The sequence below is a fragment of the Limosilactobacillus mucosae genome (assembly GCF_046939755.1).
In the GTDB taxonomy this organism is placed as follows: domain Bacteria; phylum Bacillota; class Bacilli; order Lactobacillales; family Lactobacillaceae; genus Limosilactobacillus; species Limosilactobacillus mucosae_A.
Window position 1 is genome coordinate 43812 of record NZ_JBKZAY010000005.1, and the last position, 17460, is coordinate 61271.

Here is a 17460-nt window from a genome sequence, read left to right on the forward strand (position 1 = left end):
TCAGTAGGCGGCGCGGCTTTTTCATTAACATCATTAAAGGGGGTGTTCGTTTGAAAAGTTTGCAGGATCCAGTTGGCTGTCTAAAAGGAGTTGGCCCGAAAACGGTTGACGCATTGGCAACTTTGGACATTAAAACAGTTGAGGATCTGCTGACCTATTTTCCTTCACGCTATGATGACTTTGCCCCGACTGATCTGAGCACGGCCAAGGATCGTCAAAAAGTAACAGTGCATGGTACGGTAAGCTCGGAGCCGGTTTTGACGAGGTACGGCTATCGGCGCAATCGTTTGAGTTTTCGGCTATTGGTTGATCGTAACGTTGTCTTAACGACTTTTTTCAACCAGCCATATTTAAAAAACAGCATTATCTTAAATACCCATGTCACTGTACAGGGAAAGTGGGATGCCGCGCGTCAGCAGATTCTGGGGACTAAACTGTTTACCCAGCAGCAAGAGCGTGAATTGGGGGCCATTTATCCAGCCAACAAGCATGTTTCACAAAAAACACTGCGTAAATTGATCAAACAAGCCTATGATCAATATAAAGACGTGATTGCCACTTTACTGCCGATTTCGCTGCGCCAACGCTATCAGCTGATGGAGCGACGCGAAATGATCAAGCAGATGCATTGGCCAACCACGCCTTTTGTGGCCAAACAGGCACAAAAAGCGGCTGCCTACGAAGAGTTTTTCTTGTTTCAGCTGAGGCTGCAGGCAATTCGACGGGCGCACCGGCAAGATGACGGCAATCAGCTTCTGTATAACAATCAAGAACTCAAGGAATTCATTAAAACGATTCCCTTTGAGCTGACTGACGCGCAGAAACGTTCAGTCAATGAGATCTGTCGCGACCTGCGCGCGCCTTATCAGATGAATCGCCTTTTACAAGGGGACGTGGGGTCAGGTAAAACGATCGTGGCGGCGCTGGCAATTGCGGCTACGGTCAATGCCGGCTATCAGGCTGCTTTAATGGCGCCGACCGAAATTTTGGCGGCTCAGCATGCTGCCAAGCTGGCTGATATTTTTGAAGGCACGCATGTCAGCGTCGGTCTTTTAACGGGTTCGATGACTGCTAAGCAGCATACGCAATTGTTGAATGAAATTAAGTCGGGTACGGTTAACCTGATTGTTGGGACGCATGCGCTGATTCAAGACAAGGTTGATTATGCCAATCTGGGACTGGTGATTATTGATGAGCAGCACCGGTTTGGGGTTCATCAACGGCAGCTTCTGCGCGAAAAAGGCGATAAGCCAGATGTCTTGGCGATGACGGCCACGCCGATTCCGCGGACGCTGGCAATCACAACCTATGGCGAGATGGACGTTTCAATCATTGATCAATTACCAGCTGGCCGTAAGCCAATTGAGACGCGTTGGCTGCGAGAAAATCAAAGCGGGGCCGCGCTGTCGTTTTTAAAAGAGCAGCTGGCAGATGGCGCGCAGGTTTATGTAGTCAGTCCCCTGATTGAACAGTCGGAGTCAATCGACGTTAAAAATGCAACGGACCTTTATGAAAAATTTGCCGAATATTTTGCGCCTGATTATCAGGTAGGATTGCTGCATGGTCGGATGAGCAGTGATGAAAAAGCCGCGGTCATGCAAAAATTTAAGGATAATCAGTTGCAAGTCTTGGTGGCAACGACCGTGATTGAAGTCGGGGTCGACAATCCGAATGCTACCGTCATGCTGATCTATGACGCGGATCGCTTTGGGCTGGCTCAGCTGCATCAGTTGCGCGGTCGTGTCGGTCGTGGGCAGCGGCAGAGCTATTGTCTGCTGATTGCGGATCCAAAAACTGAAGACGGCCAGGCGCGGATGCAGACCATGACTGAAACAACGGATGGCTTTGCGGTTGCTCAGCGCGACCTGGAGCTTAGAGGGTCAGGAGACGTCCTGGGAACCAACCAATCAGGCCTGCCGCAGTTTAAAGTCGGCGATCCGATTGGGGACTTAAAGATGCTACAGACGGCGCGAGCGGATGCCGGCGCGCTCTTAGCTGCACCGCATTGGGATGAAAAAGATGAGAATCAGCCGCTGGTACTGTATTTAAAACGCCATCAGCTGGAAACACACTTTGATTAAGGAGAGAAGAGAATGATTAAAATTGCCGTAGATGCTATGGGAGGCGACCACGCACCCCAGGCAATCGTTGCTGGGGTTGAAGCAGCCCGTGATCAGTATACCGATTTGGAATTTGATCTGTACGGGGATCCGCAAAAAGTTGAACCGCTGATTAAGGATCAGACGCGGCTGCATTTGGTAAAAACCACTGAAGAAATTGAAATGGGCGAAGAACCAGTGCGGGCCATTCGCCGTAAAAAAGACTCATCAATCGTTCGGGCCGCGCAAGCCGTTAAGGAAGGACAGGCCGATGCCTTTTTTTCGGCTGGTAATACCGGTGCGATTCTGGCAGCTGGTCTGCTGATTGTTGGCCGCATCAAGGGAATCGATCGGCCGGGGCTGACCAGCGTTTTGCCAATTGCGGAACCAGGCAGCTCACGGCACAGTTTTGTCTACCTTGACAGTGGTGCCAATGCCGAGGCCAAGGAGCGCAATCTGGTTCAGTATGCTCATTTGGGCCGTTTCTATGCCGAAAGCGTGCTGGGAATCGAAAATCCACGGGTGGCGCTGCTTAACAACGGTGCTGAAGAAGACAAAGGTGACCGACTGCATAAGGAAGTTCATCAGCTGCTTAAAGCCGAAGATAATCTGAACTTTATCGGCAACGTGGAAGCCGGCGATTTGCTGGTTGGCAAGGCTGATGTCGTAGTCAGCGATGGGTGGACGGCCAATGCGGCTTTAAAGGCCACCGAGGGAACTGCCAAGATGTTTTTGAAGCTGATCAAGAATGGAATCTTAAATGGCGGTCTACGGGCTAAGATTGGCTACCTATTCTTAAAGCCTGTCTTTAAAAACATTGCCAAGCAGATGAGCACGTCGACCTATGGAGGAGCCGTCTTGCTTGGCTTGAAGGCGCCAGTCGTTAAGACGCATGGTTCTGCGGATGCCGTTGCGGTCAAGAATACGATTGGCCAGATTCGCACCATGATTCAGACTGGGATTATAAAAGAAGCTGTTGATTACTTCAGTCCCGAGGAAAACATGGACAATCAGCCCAAAAACTAATACAATAGGACAAGTTAGTTCAAATTAAAATTGAGAGGTAGAACAGACGATGGATAAAAAGGAAATCTTTGACAAGGTCTCATCAATCGTAGCCGATCACTTTGACATTGATCGGGCCAAAATTACGGAAGACCTGAACTTAAAGACCGACCTGGATGCCGATTCCATTGACTTTGTAGAATTCGTTCTGGAAGTCGAGGATACTTTTGGTGCTGAAATCGAAGACAGCGAAGCCGAAAAGCTCAGCACGATCGGTGAAGTGGTTGATTACATCGCTGCCCATCAACAGGACAAAAAATAAGCAAAATCACCGGGACCGCGATGAAGCATTACTTTGTCGGCGGTCTTTTTTTCAATAGAAATTACACGAAAGGAAGTTTTTCTCATTAAAGAACTAGAAGACTATCTTGCCAAGGAGTTTGGCATCCATTTCAATAATCCGGATCTTTTAGCCGAGGCCTTTACGCAGGCATCGTATGTCAATGAGCATCCGCATCAAGGACTGAAATATTATGAACGGATCGAGTTTTTAGGTGACGCGGTTTTGCAGCTATTCGTTTCAGAATACATCTACAAGCGGTTTCCCGAACTGCCGCAGGGTAAATTGACACGACTGCGGGCAGCCATGGTATGTGAGGACAGTTTTTCCAAGTTTGCCAAGGAATGTCACTTTGATCAATATATTCGCCTGGGGCATGGTGAGGAAATGGCCGGTGCTCGGCAGCGGGCCAGTCTGCTGTGCGACATTTTTGAATCATTTATTGGCGCTTTGTACCTGGATCAGGGTCGCGATGCCGTGGAAAAATTCATTCACCGCGTCATCTTCCCGAAACTGGATATGGGCTGGTTTGACCACGCCGTTGATGCCAAGACCAGTCTGCAGGAATTCTTGCAGCGCAACGGCGATGTCGATATTGAATACCATCTCTTGAGCGAGGCTGGCACTGAAAATAATCCGCAGTTTAAAGTCAGCGTCAGCGTAAACGGTAAACCGATTGCTCAGGGGATCGGCAGCTCAAAGAAGCACGCTGAAATGCAGGCGGCACAGGCAGCTTTGAATCAGCTGCGCAAAAATAACTAAAAGGCAGGGAATCCCAATGCGCTTATTGTCGCTTACGTTGGATGGCTTTAAGTCATTTGCCCAACCAACAACAATTGAATTTCGTCCGGGAATGACCGGAATCATTGGCCCCAATGGCAGTGGGAAGTCAAATATTATCGAGGCCATTCGCTGGGTTTTGGGTGAACAGTCAGCCAAAACTCTGCGTGGTAACAAAATGGCGGATGTCATCTTTAATGGTTCTGAAGACCGTGCGCCATTAAATCGAGCACTGGTTTCGATTGCCTTTGACAACAGTGACCATTATCTAAACAGTGATTTTTCCGAGCTCAAGATCACGCGCAAGCTGTATCGAAATGGTGACAGCGAGTATTTGATCAATAATCAGCAGGTTCGCTTAAGAGATATTGTTGATCTGTTTGTAGACTCTGGCGTTGGTCGCGAATCGTTTTCTGTGATCTCACAAGGCCGGATTGCCGAGATTTTTAATGGCAAGCCAGCCGATCGTCGCGCCATTATTGAAACGGCCGCTGGAGTGTCAAAATATAAACAAAATAAGGCAACCGCTGAAAAACGCCTGGATACGACGCGAGAAAACCTCAACCGGGTCAATGACATCGTTGCCGAGCTGGAAGATCAGTTGGAGCCATTAGCCGAGCAGAGTGCGTTGGCCCAAGACTATCTGGAGCAAAAAGGCAAGTTTGATCTGCTTGACAAGACGCGGACCGTCCGTGAGCTGGATTCAAATCAGGCTACGCTAAAACAGGTTATTGCTAAGCAGGAAAAGGCGCAGACAATGGCGGCTGAATATGACGAACAAGCCAAGGCTGCCGCGCAAACATTGTCCCAGCAGCAGGCCCAGCAAAAACGGCTGTTGACGGTCAAAGATGAGCTGCAGCAAAAGATTCTGGATGCTACGACGATCATAGGCAAGCTTAACAGTAAACAGTCGCTTTCCTCTGTCAGACTTGAACAGCGTGAAAATGAAAAACAGCGCCTGCTTGCCCGGAAAAATGAGCTCAAACAGCAGCTGGCCGCAACTGAACAGGCGCTCCTACAGCAGGATAAGACGATTGCCGATCAGCAGCAGGCGATTAAGGAACACCAAAAAGCGCTCAATGAGGCCAAGTCGCAAAGTGCGGAACAGCGGGCACAGCAACTGGCTCAGAAGCTGGAATCTATGCGTGATCAGCAGGTTGATCTGATGCAGAAACAAGCTGCGGCACATAACCAGCAGACATTTTTGCAGCGCAGCCATGAACAGGCGCTCAATCAATATCAGCAGCACAGCGATGAACTGAAAAACGTGCAGGAACGGCTGCGTAATGCCCAGCAGAATGCTGATCAGCAGGCGCAGCTCGTGATTGCTGCTCAAAAAGAACAGCAAGCCAAAACTCAGCAGCTCGATCAAGAAAAAGCTCAACAGGCCCAATTGCAGACGCAGTATGAGCATGTTCAACAGAGCTGGTATCAAGCGCTGGGGGATGTGCGATCGTGTAAAAACCGCGTAAAAAACTACCAGGCAATGGCGGCCGATTATACCGGCTATTACAGCGGGGTACAGAACGTCTTAAAGCAGCGCCGGCAGTTTAATGGTCTGTATGGTCCGGTCAGTGAGCTGATCAAGGTGCCGCAAGCCTATACGACGGCACTGGAAACCGTTTTAGGCGGTCAGCTTCAGCATCTGGTCGTAGCCACGCAAAACGATGGTAAGCAGATTATCAACTATCTGGTTCGTCAGCGGGGCGGCCGGGCAACGATTCTACCATTGGATACGCTGCGGGGCGGCTATCAGCCTCGCAATCTGGAACGCCTGCGCACGCTGCCTGGCTTCGTCGGTCGTGCCAGTGAGCTGATTCAATATGATCCGCGCTTTCAAGTCGTGATCGATCATCTGCTGAGCAATACGATCGTGGCTGATAATCTTGATCATGCCACTCTGATCGCCAAAGAAGGACAGCACCAGGTTCGCGTCATCACGCTGGACGGTCAGCTGATCAACACCAGCGGGGCAATGACTGGTGGGGCCAGCCGCAGCCAGCGGATTGGTCTGTTAAGCCAGCAGCAAATGGTTGAGAAGATGAAACAAGAACTGCAGGTACAACAGCAGCGATCCAGTGAACTGGAACAAAAAGTAGCGCAGTTGGAACAGGCAAGGCAGAGCAATCAGCAAACGCTGGCTGTTTTGCAGAACGAGACTGCCCAGGCCAATCAAAAGCTCAGTGAAGCCAAGGCCAATCAGCAGCTCGCTGACAGTCAGCTGGCTGAGCTCAAGCGGCAGTTGAAGGCTTTAGACTATCAAGCCAATGCAGCCGGCAATCCAGATCAGTTTGCCCAGGAGATGGCCGCAGCCAAACAAAACGAACAGCAGCTTTTTGATGAATTGACACAGCTTAAGGCTGCCATGGAGAAGACCAAGCAGCAGCAAAATGATCTGCAAAACAACGCCAGTGCTCAGCTTGAACAGCTTCATGAAATGCAGCAGTGGCTGGCCGTGGCGCGTGAACGACTGCGCCAGGCCAAAGAGCAGCGCACGGAACTGCAGACGCGTCAAGACGATACCAATGAGCATTTAACCAGTCTGCAGCAGCAATTGCAGCTGCTTGACCATGATGATCAGCAGCAAGCCGATGATCGCCAGACAACGGCCGCCGCATTGGCAGAGGCGCAACAGCAGCTTCACGATGCGCAGAATCAGTTGAAATCCAGTGATGAAAAACTGACGACGCTGAATGATCAGCTGCAGGATGCTAATGAGCAAAACGATCGCCTGCAGGCATTACAGCGCGCGGCTATTGAAGACCTTTCCGGCATCAAGTCGCAGCGGGCCCGCTTGGAGATGCTGATCGATCAAGGACTGAATCGTTTAAGCGAAACCTATTCAATGACGCTTGCCGATGCCAGACAAGAGCTCAGTCCGTTGCCTGATGATGAATTGAACCGGCAGCTGAAGCTTTTGAAACGCGGTCTGGATGAACTGGGTCCGGTCAATACCGGCGCGATTCAGGAATATGAACGTATTTCGGAGCGCTATGACTTCTTGTCTGGTCAAAAAGCTGACTTGGAAAAGGCCAGAGATCAGCTTAAGGAAACCATGGATGCGATGGATGAACAGGTTAAGACGCGCTTTATCAAGACTTTTAAAGAAGTTTCAGCCGCCTTTACCGAAACGTTCGCCACGATCTTTGAAGGCGGTCAGGCTAAACTGGTGCTGACGGATCCGGATGACGTTTTGGCCAGTGGGGTAGATATCATGGCCCAACCGCCTGGCAAGCGCAATCAACAGCTGAGCCTGCTTTCTGGTGGTGAAAAAGCACTGACGGCAATTGCGCTGTTATTTGCCATTTTAAAGGTGCGGCCGGTGCCATTTGCCATTTTGGATGAGCCCGAAGCTGCTCTGGATGAGGTCAATGTTGATCGATTTGCCAAGTACCTCAGTCGTTTCGGCGAGGATGGCCCGCAGTTTATCGTAATTACGCACCGAAAAGGAACCATGATGAATGCTAATGTCTTGTATGGGGTTACCATGCAGGAGTCTGGGGTTTCCAAGATGGTTTCCGTTGATGTTGAAGAAGCGCTCAATAGCGATGATCGCAATTAGGTTAGAAAGAAGGCGTAAAAATGGGATTATTTGATATTTTCCGTCGTAAGTCCAAGCAGAAAAAAGAGGAAGCACCTGAATCAGCTGCTGGTGAAAAAGCTGAAAGCCAGGCCTCGGTCAGTGAAAGTACGGCCAGTGAAAGTACCGCGGCTGAATCTGAGGTGAGCGAGCACGCGGGCAGTGAAAGCACCGCGCCTGAAACTGTGGCTAGTGACAACGTGGCCAGTCAAAGCACTGTGACTGAATCTGAAGCAGCCAGTGCGGTGAATGCTCAAAAAGCACCGGCTGATGAAATTGATCAAGAAACGGCAGCTGCCATGCAGGAATCGGCTGCGGCCGCTGAAGAACAAGCTGCTCAATCTGATGCGGCGCGCCAAGCAGAGCAGGCTGCCATTGAAAAAGCACAGGCCGAAGCCGCCGAGCAAAGCGCCGCGGCTGCTGAAGAACAAGTTGCTCAATCTGATGCCGCACGCCAAGCAGAGCAGGCTGCCATTGAAAAAGCACAGGCCGAAGCCGCCGAGCAAAGCGCCACGGCCGCCGAAGAACAAGCCGCTCAGGTTGAATCCGTTCAATCACAAGCTGCATCAGAAGCCATCAGCGATGAAACAGCAGCTGAACAGGCCGCATCGCAGTCTGCCAGCGAAAATACCAGCTCAACCGCAGCCGATGAGCGCGCGACTACAGCGATGGTCAAAGAAGCAGTCGTGGCTGAAGAAAAGGTTGAACAGCCAGCTAAGATAACTGAGCCACAGTCAGCCATTGACCATGATTCAGCTGCAGCAGTGCAAGCCGAAACCGACGTCACGGTTGAACAAAAAGATGAAGATATTGAAACTGCTGCGGAATCCCAGGCCGAAGAATCGACGACTGAAAAGTATGATCGCGGTCTGAAAAAGTCACGGACCGGTTTTGGAGCCAAATTAAACCACTTCTTGGCTAATTTCCGTCACGTTGACGAGGATTTCTTTGAAGACTTGGAAGACCTTTTGATCGAATCAGATGTCGGCTATGATATGGCGATGAAGATTTCTGATGAGCTGCGCGAAGAAGTTAAGCTGCAAAATGCCAAGAGCAAGCAGGATGTCTCCAATGTCATCATTGAAAAGATGGTGGATCTGTATGAAGACGCTGGCAAGGATGAAAATCCCGATTTGAACTTTGCCAAGGAAGGCCCAACCGTGATTATGTTTGTCGGGGTCAATGGTGCTGGCAAGACGACTACGATCGGTAAAATGGCCAAGCGCTTTAAGGATGAAGGCAAGCGCGTGCTGCTGGCGGCTGGTGACACGTTTAGAGCCGGGGCCGTTGAACAGCTGGATGTCTGGGCTAAGCGCGATGGTGTTGATATCGTTATGGGGCCGGCCAATGGTGATCCAGCGGCAGTCGTTTTTGATGGGGTCAAGAAGGCCAAGGAAGAAAACTACGACATTCTGCTGGTTGATACGGCAGGACGGCTACAAAACAAGGTCAATCTGATGAACGAGCTGGCCAAGATGAAGCGGATCATGGCTCGTGAAATTCCAGATGCGCCGCATGAGGTCCTGTTGGTATTGGATGCAACGACTGGTCAAAACGCGCTGAATCAAGCCAAATTGTTTAAGGAAAGCACGGACGTTTCCGGAATCGTGCTGACCAAGCTTGATGGAACGGCGCGTGGTGGGATTGTCCTGGCCATTCGCAATGAGCTGCATCTGCCGGTTAAGTATGTCGGGCTGGGCGAAAAGGTTACCGATCTGCAGAAATTCGATGCCAGCGATTTTGTCTACGGACTGTTCAAGGGCTTGGTTGTCGAAAAATAAGAGGTGGCGGCCGTGGATATCGAAAAAAACGAGCGCATCAACGCGCTGTTTGAGTTTTACCAGCCATTGCTGACCAAAAAACAGAACGAATATATTCAGCTATACTATGCCGATGACTATTCGCTGGGCGAGATTGCCGAAGAATTTGAAGTTTCGCGGCAAGCGGTCTATGACAACATTAAGCGGACCGAAAAGATTCTGGAAAGCTATGAGGACAAGCTGCATCTGTATGCCGATTTTGAGATGCGCAATCGCCAGGCAGATCGAATTCAGCGCTACGTCAAGGAGCATTATCCTAATGACGCTGAGCTGAATAATCTGATCGCCAACATGGAAAACATGGAAGAAGAATAAAATAAGCTGGCCGGTTCATTTTGAGTTGGCCGGCTTTTTGGTATAATAAGGAATGTTTGAACTATAAATTAACCTCATCGTCTGCGATTAAGCAGCTGCGATGAAAAGAGGAGAAAAAAATGGCATTTGAAGGATTGACTGATCGCCTGCAAAAAGCGATGGAGAAACTGCGGCGCAAGCCTAAAGTTACGGAAGCCGATCTGCGCGAAACCATGCGCGAGATCCGCCTGGCACTTTTGGAAGCCGACGTTAACTTTGCTGTAGTTAAAGACTTTGTTAAAACGGTACGCGAAAAGGCAGCTGGGGCTGAGGTTCTAAAAGGCTTAAATCCAGCACAGCAGATCGTTAAAATCGTTAATGAAGAATTAACCAAGCTGATGGGTGAGGAAGCCGTACCGCTGAATAAAGCACCGCACATTCCAACCGTAATCATGATGGTCGGGCTGCAGGGTGCCGGTAAAACGACGACGGCCGGTAAGCTGGCATTGCGTCTGAAAAGCGAAGAAAACGCCCGGCCAATGTTTATCGCGGCCGACGTTTACCGACCAGCCGCAATTACGCAGCTGCAGCAGGTTGCTGATCAGATTGGCGTGCCGGTTTTTGAGGAAGGAACCGAAAAAGATCCCGTTGACATTGTTAGAGACGGGATGGAGCAGGCTAAGCAGAATCATAACGACTATGTAATCATCGATACGGCTGGGCGGCTGCAGATTGACGAGCAATTAATGGATGAGTTGGTCAATATCAAAAATCTGACTCAACCAAATGAAATTCTGCTGGTTGTCGATGCCATGACTGGTCAAAACGCGGTTAAAACAGCGCAAGGCTTTAACGATAAGCTGGATATCACTGGCGTTGTTTTGACCAAGCTTGATGGCGATACTCGTGGTGGGGCGGCGATGTCGATTCGCGCCGTTACTGGCAAGCCGATCAAGTTTGTCGGTGAAGGTGAAAAGATGGAGGACCTCGATGTCTTTCATCCCGACCGGATGGCTTCGCGAATTCTGGGCATGGGGGACATGATGACCCTGATTGAAAAGGCTCAGAAGAATTTCGATGAAGAAAAGGCTCAAGAAACCATGGACAAGATGCGGGCCAATGAGTTTGACTATAATGACTTTTTGGAGCAGATGGACCAGGTTACCAAGATGGGCCCACTGGAAAACATCTTAAAGATGATGCCGGGGATGGCCAATAATCCTGCGCTAAAGAACATCAACATTGATCCAAAGCAGTTTGCCCACATCAAGGCCATTATTTTGTCAATGACGCCTGAGGAACGGGAAAATCCCGATCTGATGAACCCAAGTCGGCGGCGTCGGCTGGCAGCAGGTTCTGGGCGGCCAATCGTCGAGGTCAACCGGATGATCAAGCAGTTCAATCAGATGCGCAAAATGATGAAGCAGGTCACTAATGGCAATTTTGGCGGTCTGCAGAATATGATGGGCGGTCAGATGCCTGGCATGGGCGGCAAGATGGGCCAAATGGCGATGAATCGCATGGCGCGTCAGGCTAAGAAGCGTCAGCAGCAAAAATTGCGGAAACTGCGCAACAAGCACAAGCGCCGCTAAAATCAGCCGATCAAAACTTGGTTGACGATATAAATCAGTCCTGAGCAGTTTTCTGTTCATTCAATACCCTGTCTCGATTGCGAGGCGGGGTTTTTATTTTGGGGGTAATGAGGTATTTGATACTCACGGACCAGCAAAAGGGCTGACCAAATCAGTTCACAAAAGTTATGATTCTAAAAATCCGTTGTATACCAAGGCTGGGGATTGATCAATGGAATTATTTTATTTTTAGAGCTTGCAAAAAATAAAAGCTTTGGTATTATTTAGTTAGTTACTTATGTAATTAACTAAGAGGATGAATAGGGAGGGTTGGTCATGCAATTTGAATTTGACCAAACGGAACCAATCTATCAACAGATTGCCGATCAGCTGGAAGATATGATCTTTACCGGTCTGTTGAAGGAAGGAGAGCAGGCGCCTTCAACTACGCAGCTTTCTCAAGAGCTGCATATCAATCCGGCGACCGTGCTCAAAGGCATGCGACAGCTGGTTGATCGGGGGCTGTTAGAAAAGCATCGCGGCTTGGGAATGTTTGTCGCAGCGGGAGCTCAAGCCAAGATAGTTGAAGAACGTAAAGACACATTTTATGAAAACTATATTAAAAGCCTGCTGGAAGAGGCCAGCAAGCTGGGAATCACTGAAGAGCATCTAATCGAATTGATCAAACGGGGGTATCAAGATGGAACTATTAAAGGTTAGTCAACTTACCAAAAAATATGGGCGGCAGACGATTTTGGACGATATCAGTCTGACGCTTGCGCCAGGTAAGATTTACGGGCTGCTGGGACGCAATGGAGCTGGCAAGTCAACGCTATTGAATCTGATCGTTAATCGAATCCTGCCAAACAGCGGTACGATTAAGCTGGGGAATGATGATATCAATGATAATGACGCGGCATTAACGCAGTTTTATCTGATGAGCGAGGTCAGTCTCTATCCTAAGCACGTGACTTTGAAACAAATGTGGGAAATGGCGGATCTTTCTTATGGCAGCTTTAATTTTAATCGGGCACGGCGGCTGTTAAAGGAATTTGATATTCAAGACGAGAACGTAAAACTGAGTAATCTTTCGACCGGTCTGCAGACGGCGGCTAAGCTGATCGTGGCATTATCGGTCAATGCTAATTATGTTTTCTTGGATGAACCGATTCTGGGACTGGATGCCAACCATCGCGACGTTTTTTACCAAGAACTGCTCAAGGCTTATGAAGAAAACGTCAAGACCTATGTGTTGTCAACGCATCTGATTGAAGAGATTCAGCAGCTGGTTGAGCACGTCTTTATCTTGGATAATGAAAAGATTACCGTTGACGCCGATGTGGATGATCTATTAGGCGAAATGTTTGTAATCAGCGGTCCGGCAATGCTGGTTGAAGAGTACGTTAAGGATCAAAATGTATTGGGAACGCGCAGTCTAGCCGGCATCAAGACCGCGTTCGTACGTGGCGCGCTGAGTGAAGAAAAGGAGATTCCGGATCAGATTCAAATCAAGCATCCGGACCTGCAGCAGGCTTTTATCTATCTGACGAACAAATAGGGGGAGAATTATGATTTCATCAAAACAAAAAATCGTGGTGCAGACTGATCTGTACCGCTGTGGCAAGGGATTTGTGATCGCTGCAGTCTGGCTGGCGGCAATTCAGGCTTTCTTTGCCATCCTGAACCTAATTTTAGGACACATAGGCTGGAGCAGTTTCGGCAGTGATCTGCGCGGCATCTTCAGTTCTTGGAGCTTTGTCCTTAGTTTTGTGCCATTCTTCTATTTTTTGATCACACCATACAGCACTTTTAAATGGACGATTCAAAACGGCATCTCGCGTAAGACCATGTGGCGTTCTCAGATGCTCAGCGCGGTTATCATTACGCTGGTTCAAGAAGTTCTGATCGTGCTCTTTGAAATCTTGGCAGATGGTCATCCAGCAGAGGCTTTTATCATTAATAGCAGCGTTTCGATTTGGCAGGGGATCTTGTTTGAATTGCTGCTGCTGTTTGAAACGACGATGACGGCAATGGCAGTCGGCTACTTCTTTAGTCTGCTGAATCGTAAATGGAAAGTAATCGTTGCCATTGGCGGTCCAATTCTGGCGGCATTTTGCATCTATTACCTGACATTACTGTTGATCAAACTGGGGGTCTTCCAGTTCATAGGATCAAACTGGTCAATCGATCTGACTGGTCAGGCAGCTAAAACGGCAATTATGGTTACGCTTGTTGTCTCAGCAATCGTTTGGACGCTTTTGATGATGCTGGTCTCACGCATCAGTGCCAAACACATGCAGCTGCGGCGCGACTAATCATTAAACGATCCTTGCCTATCAATCGGGCGGGGATTTTTTGCTTGATAGTAAATAAAAATTGGATTGTGCTGCCTAGATACGGATTGAATTGCTTGGCGTGAAATGCCGTGATTTCAGCGGTTTATCTTAGCTAGGAGCTTATCGATTCTAGGGGATTGAAGACGAAGATATTCTTAAAAAGGGTTTTTTTGAAAAAAGTTTAGCCTGTCAAGAAAAAATACTTTACATTCACTTGAATGACTGGTATATTATTAGCTGTTAGAAAAAATCAAGGAGGTGTGAATCAATGTCAGTAAAGATCCGTTTAAAGCGTATGGGTTCTAAGAAGCGCCCATTCTACCGTATCGTGGTTGCCGACTCACGTTCACCACGTGATGGCCGTTTCATCACGACGCTGGGTACTTACAACCCACTGACCACTCCAAAGGAAGTTAAGTTCGACGAAGACGCCGTTATGGACTGGCTGCAAAAGGGTGCCCAACCTTCAGATACTGTTCGCAACATGTTCCAAAAAGCTGGTATCATGAAGAAGCTCCACGAAGCCAAGTACGCTTCCAAGAAGTAGTGGTAAATAGTCATGACTGAGACAAATCTAGAGACACTGATTCGTACCCTGGTCACGCCGTTGGTCAAGCATCCGGATGCGGTTCGCATCACCGAATCAGAGACTGATCGGTATCACCGGTACGTCCTCGACGTTCATCCGGCTGACGTCGGTCGCGTGATTGGTCGGCAGGGACATGTTGCTTCCGCGCTGCGTACCGTAGTCGAAGGCATGCGTTCTAAGCGGCCCAACTCTAAGAAAGTCCGGTTGGTGATTAATGACCATCGACATTAAATAAAAACTCCCACACCAACTCTGTGGGAGTTTTTCTATTATTCGGAGGATTTTTAAATGCAATATTATAATGTTGGTAAAATCGTCAATACGCATGGAATTCGCGGCGAGGTTCGCGTGATTGCCACGACTGATTTTCCTCAAGAGCGTTTCCAAAATGGCGCGGTCCTTTATCTAAAGCAGTCTGCCGGTGAGCCATTACGCCTGGAAGTTGCCGGCGCGCGTCAGCATAAGGGAATGTGGCTGGTTAAGTTTAAAGGCTATGACAATATCAATGACGTGCAGAGCTTCCGTGACCACGAATTAATGGTAACTGAAGACGAACAGCAGCCCTTAGAAGAGGGTCAGTACTACTACCATCAAATCATTGGCTTGACGGTTAAGACGCTGGAAGGACGCGAATTGGGCGTAATCAAAGAGATTCTTTCGCCAGGTGCCAATGACGTCTGGGTCGTCAAACGAACCGGTCAAAGCGATCTTTTATTGCCGGTAATTGATGATGTTGTCAAAAACGTTGATCTGGACAAGGGCGAAGTCGACGTTGAATTAATGGAAGGACTGGAATAATGCGAATTGATGTTTTAAGTCTGTTTCCGGACATGTTTAAGCCAACGCTGGGTCAGTCAATCGTGGGGCGGGCTCAGGATGATGGTTTTTTGGATATTCATGTAACTGATTTTCGTCATTTTACAACCGACAAGCACAATCATGTCGATGACGCGCCGTTTGGTGGTGGTGCCGGCATGCTGCTGCAGGCTCAGCCGATTTTTGATGCGATGGCGGCAATTGATGAGGAAGCTCAAAAAGAAAACTATCCGAAAGGCCGTGTCATCTTAATGGATCCAGCGGGGCGCAAGTTCGATCAAGACTACGCTCAGGAACTGGCCCAAGAAGAACACTTGACGTTTATCTGCGGTCACTATGAAGGCTATGATGAACGAATTCGCCAGCTGGTAACCGATGAAGCCTCGCTAGGTGACTACGTGCTGACCGGTGGTGAATTGGCGGCCATGGTTATGATTGATGCCACGGTGCGATTCGTGCCAGGTGTCTTGGGCAATATGTCTTCTTCAATGGGCGACTCGTTCAGCAATGGGCTGCTGGAATATCCTCAATACACGCGGCCAGCTGAGTTTCGCGGGATGAAGGTGCCAGAAGTGCTGACCAGCGGCAATCATGAAAAAATTCGACAGTGGCGGATGTATCAATCGTTAAAGCGCACCTGGGAACGCCGCCCCGATCTGCTTGAACAGGCCAAACTGTCCCGTGAGCAGCAGATTATGCTGCAAGACATTAAATTGGGTGAAGACCCAACAATGCAGTAGGCGACGCGCATGATCAAGAATAAGTTTTTAAAACGACTGCTGGCAAAAGAAGATCCGACCGTCTATCAGCTCAAGGATGCCTCGCTGGAGCCTTCATTGACGACTTTGGATCTGATCGGTCTGGGGACGGGGATGGTCGTGGGGACGGCGATCTTTACCCTGCCAGGGATCGTAGCTGCTGAACATACCGGACCAGCCGTGCCATTGGCGTTTATCGTGGCGGCGATCGGAGCGGGGCTTTCTGCCTTGGCCTACGCAGAAACGGCCTCAGTGCTGCCGTTTGCCGGTTCGGCGTTTTCTTGGATGAACGTTTTGTTTGGTGAGTTTTTTGGCTGGATCGCGGGCTGGGCGCTGCTGGCGGAATATTTTATCTCCGTAGCGTTCGTTGCCTCGGGCTGGTCGGCGTATATGCAGGGCTTTTTGGGCAGTTTCGGCGTTAAATTGCCAGTTGCCCTGACTGGTGGCTTTAATCCAGCTAAGGGCTCGTATGTCGATATTTTGGCGGCGGTGGCGATACTGATCGTTGGCTGCTTGATCGCGCGTGGCATTCATCAGGTCAGCCGCGTCGAGAATACGATCGTGGCCGTCAAGCTGATCGTGATTATCATGTTTGTCGTAATTGGCGCGACTGCCATTCATCCGCAAAACTATGTACCGTTTATCCCCGCACACCAGCCAGGAACGACTTTCGGGGGCTGGCAGGGGATCTTGGCTGGCTCTTCGCAGATTTTCATCGCCTATGTGGGCTTTGATGCAATTGCGGCCAATACTGCTGAAACCAAGGATCCTCAGCATACGATGCCCAAAGGATTGATTGGCACGCTGCTGTTGGGAACAGGCTTTTTTATTGCCGTTTCGCTGGTTTTAGTGGGGATGTTTAAATACAGCCGCTATGCCAATAATGCCGAACCGGCTGCCTGGGCACTGCGGCATTCAGGTCATTATTTAACGGCCAACCTGCTTTCGGTGGTAGCCTTGATTGGGATTTTTTCAGCTTTGATCGCAATACTGCTGGCCTCATCGCGTCTGATTTATGCGTTCGGACGGGATGGTCTGCTGCCAAGCCGTTTGGGGCACATTGACGATAAGCACGTTCCCGATCACGCATTGTGGCTGATCACGGTTCTGGCGATGATTCTCGGTTCTGTATTCCCATTTACGTTTTTGGCGACGCTGGTTTCGGCCGGGACCTTGATTGCCTTTATCTTTGTCTCGTTGGGAATCTATGCGTTAAGGAAACGGGAAGGCGTCGACCTGCCGGAAGCCAAGTTTAAGATGCCAGGCTATCCGATTTTGCCAGCCATCTCGGTTGTCTATTCAATCGTTATTTTTGTTGGCTTGAATATTGATGCCAAACTGTTGATGATTGGCTGGTTCGTCATTGGCTTGATAATCTACTTTGCCTATGGAATCAAGCATTCGAATCTGAATCAGCAGCTTAAAAAGGTTGTCAAGTAAATTACCCTTGCAGTCGCTGGGGGAATATGTTA

Annotated in this window: 16 protein-coding genes; all 16 read left to right on the forward strand. The window is 49.2% G+C overall.

What is annotated here, in order from left to right:
- Positions 1 to 50 precede the first annotated feature (50 nt).
- The 16 genes from recG (at position 51) to ACLUWI_RS03065 (ending at position 17428) form a co-directional block, all read left to right on the forward strand.
- Positions 51 to 2081: an ATP-dependent DNA helicase RecG gene (gene recG / locus ACLUWI_RS02990; protein WP_412146110.1), complete on the forward strand. Its 2031-nt coding sequence runs from the start codon at positions 51 to 53 to the stop codon at positions 2079 to 2081.
- Positions 2082 to 2096: 15 nt separating this feature from the next.
- Positions 2097 to 3125, forward strand: a complete 1029-nt coding sequence (gene plsX / locus ACLUWI_RS02995) for a phosphate acyltransferase PlsX (protein WP_412146148.1) — start codon at positions 2097 to 2099, stop codon at positions 3123 to 3125.
- A gap of 49 nt (positions 3126 to 3174) precedes the next feature.
- Positions 3175 to 3426, forward strand: a complete 252-nt coding sequence (gene acpP / locus ACLUWI_RS03000; RefSeq protein WP_006499618.1) for an acyl carrier protein — start codon at positions 3175 to 3177, stop codon at positions 3424 to 3426.
- A 33-nt stretch (positions 3427 to 3459) separates the two neighbouring features.
- Positions 3460 to 4206: a ribonuclease III gene (gene rnc, locus ACLUWI_RS03005; RefSeq protein ID WP_412146111.1), complete on the forward strand. Its 747-nt coding sequence runs from the start codon at positions 3460 to 3462 to the stop codon at positions 4204 to 4206.
- A gap of 16 nt (positions 4207 to 4222) precedes the next feature.
- Positions 4223 to 7786, forward strand: a complete 3564-nt coding sequence (gene smc, locus ACLUWI_RS03010; protein WP_412146112.1) for a chromosome segregation protein SMC — start codon at positions 4223 to 4225, stop codon at positions 7784 to 7786.
- A 20-nt stretch (positions 7787 to 7806) separates the two neighbouring features.
- Positions 7807 to 9585 carry a signal recognition particle-docking protein FtsY gene (ftsY, locus tag ACLUWI_RS03015; protein ID WP_412146113.1) on the forward strand — a complete coding sequence of 593 codons (1779 nt, stop codon included), beginning with the start codon at positions 7807 to 7809 and terminating at the stop codon, positions 9583 to 9585.
- A 12-nt stretch (positions 9586 to 9597) separates the two neighbouring features.
- On the forward strand, positions 9598 to 9939 hold the full coding sequence (locus ACLUWI_RS03020; protein WP_412146114.1) for a putative DNA-binding protein: 342 nt from the start codon (positions 9598 to 9600) through the stop codon (positions 9937 to 9939).
- A gap of 119 nt (positions 9940 to 10058) precedes the next feature.
- A complete protein-coding gene (gene ffh, locus ACLUWI_RS03025; RefSeq protein WP_412146115.1) occupies positions 10059 to 11510 on the forward strand; it encodes a signal recognition particle protein in 1452 nt (483 codons plus the stop codon).
- A gap of 315 nt (positions 11511 to 11825) precedes the next feature.
- Positions 11826 to 12209, forward strand: coding sequence for a GntR family transcriptional regulator (locus tag ACLUWI_RS03030; protein WP_412146116.1), 384 nt, complete (start codon positions 11826 to 11828; stop codon positions 12207 to 12209).
- Complete coding sequence (locus ACLUWI_RS03035; RefSeq protein ID WP_412146117.1) at positions 12190 to 13047, forward strand: ATP-binding cassette domain-containing protein; 858 nt, start codon at positions 12190 to 12192, stop codon at positions 13045 to 13047. The genes ACLUWI_RS03030 and ACLUWI_RS03035 overlap by 20 nt, the downstream gene beginning before the upstream one ends.
- Before the next feature lie 10 nt (positions 13048 to 13057).
- Positions 13058 to 13804, forward strand: coding sequence for a hypothetical protein (locus tag ACLUWI_RS03040; protein ID WP_412146118.1), 747 nt, complete (start codon positions 13058 to 13060; stop codon positions 13802 to 13804).
- A gap of 289 nt (positions 13805 to 14093) precedes the next feature.
- On the forward strand, positions 14094 to 14372 hold the full coding sequence (gene rpsP / locus ACLUWI_RS03045) for a 30S ribosomal protein S16 (protein ID WP_033935155.1): 279 nt from the start codon (positions 14094 to 14096) through the stop codon (positions 14370 to 14372).
- A 12-nt stretch (positions 14373 to 14384) separates the two neighbouring features.
- Complete coding sequence (locus ACLUWI_RS03050) at positions 14385 to 14645, forward strand: KH domain-containing protein (RefSeq protein ID WP_033935154.1); 261 nt, start codon at positions 14385 to 14387, stop codon at positions 14643 to 14645.
- 57 nt (positions 14646 to 14702) lie between these two features.
- Positions 14703 to 15212 carry a ribosome maturation factor RimM gene (rimM, locus tag ACLUWI_RS03055; RefSeq protein WP_006499629.1) on the forward strand — a complete coding sequence of 170 codons (510 nt, stop codon included), beginning with the start codon at positions 14703 to 14705 and terminating at the stop codon, positions 15210 to 15212.
- Positions 15212 to 15970, forward strand: a complete 759-nt coding sequence (gene trmD / locus ACLUWI_RS03060) for a tRNA (guanosine(37)-N1)-methyltransferase TrmD (protein ID WP_169462151.1) — start codon at positions 15212 to 15214, stop codon at positions 15968 to 15970. The genes rimM and trmD overlap by 1 nt, the downstream gene beginning before the upstream one ends.
- Positions 15971 to 15979: 9 nt before the next feature.
- Positions 15980 to 17428 (forward strand): APC family permease, encoded by a 1449-nt coding sequence (locus tag ACLUWI_RS03065; protein ID WP_412146119.1) that lies wholly within the window; start codon positions 15980 to 15982, stop codon positions 17426 to 17428.
- The last annotated feature ends 32 nt before the right edge of the window (positions 17429 to 17460 follow it).

Excerpts from the sequence above, each read along its gene's own strand:
- ACLUWI_RS03065 (WP_412146119.1), top strand. The coding sequence starts at position 15,980 with ATGATCAAGAATAAGTTTTTAAAACGACTGCTGGCAAAAGAAGATCCG.
- smc (WP_412146112.1), top strand. The coding sequence starts at position 4,223 with ATGCGCTTATTGTCGCTTACGTTGGATGGCTTTAAGTCATTTGCCCAA.
- ACLUWI_RS03035 (WP_412146117.1), top strand. The coding sequence starts at position 12,190 with ATGGAACTATTAAAGGTTAGTCAACTTACCAAAAAATATGGGCGGCAG.
- ffh (WP_412146115.1), top strand. The coding sequence starts at position 10,059 with ATGGCATTTGAAGGATTGACTGATCGCCTGCAAAAAGCGATGGAGAAA.
- ACLUWI_RS03050 (WP_033935154.1), top strand. The coding sequence starts at position 14,385 with ATGACTGAGACAAATCTAGAGACACTGATTCGTACCCTGGTCACGCCG.
- rimM (WP_006499629.1), top strand. The coding sequence starts at position 14,703 with ATGCAATATTATAATGTTGGTAAAATCGTCAATACGCATGGAATTCGC.
- ftsY (WP_412146113.1), top strand. The coding sequence starts at position 7,807 with ATGGGATTATTTGATATTTTCCGTCGTAAGTCCAAGCAGAAAAAAGAG.
- trmD (WP_169462151.1), top strand. The coding sequence starts at position 15,212 with ATGCGAATTGATGTTTTAAGTCTGTTTCCGGACATGTTTAAGCCAACG.
- ACLUWI_RS03030 (WP_412146116.1), top strand. The coding sequence starts at position 11,826 with ATGCAATTTGAATTTGACCAAACGGAACCAATCTATCAACAGATTGCC.
- rpsP (WP_033935155.1), top strand. The coding sequence starts at position 14,094 with ATGTCAGTAAAGATCCGTTTAAAGCGTATGGGTTCTAAGAAGCGCCCA.
- ACLUWI_RS03040 (WP_412146118.1), top strand. The coding sequence starts at position 13,058 with ATGATTTCATCAAAACAAAAAATCGTGGTGCAGACTGATCTGTACCGC.
- acpP (WP_006499618.1), top strand. The coding sequence starts at position 3,175 with ATGGATAAAAAGGAAATCTTTGACAAGGTCTCATCAATCGTAGCCGAT.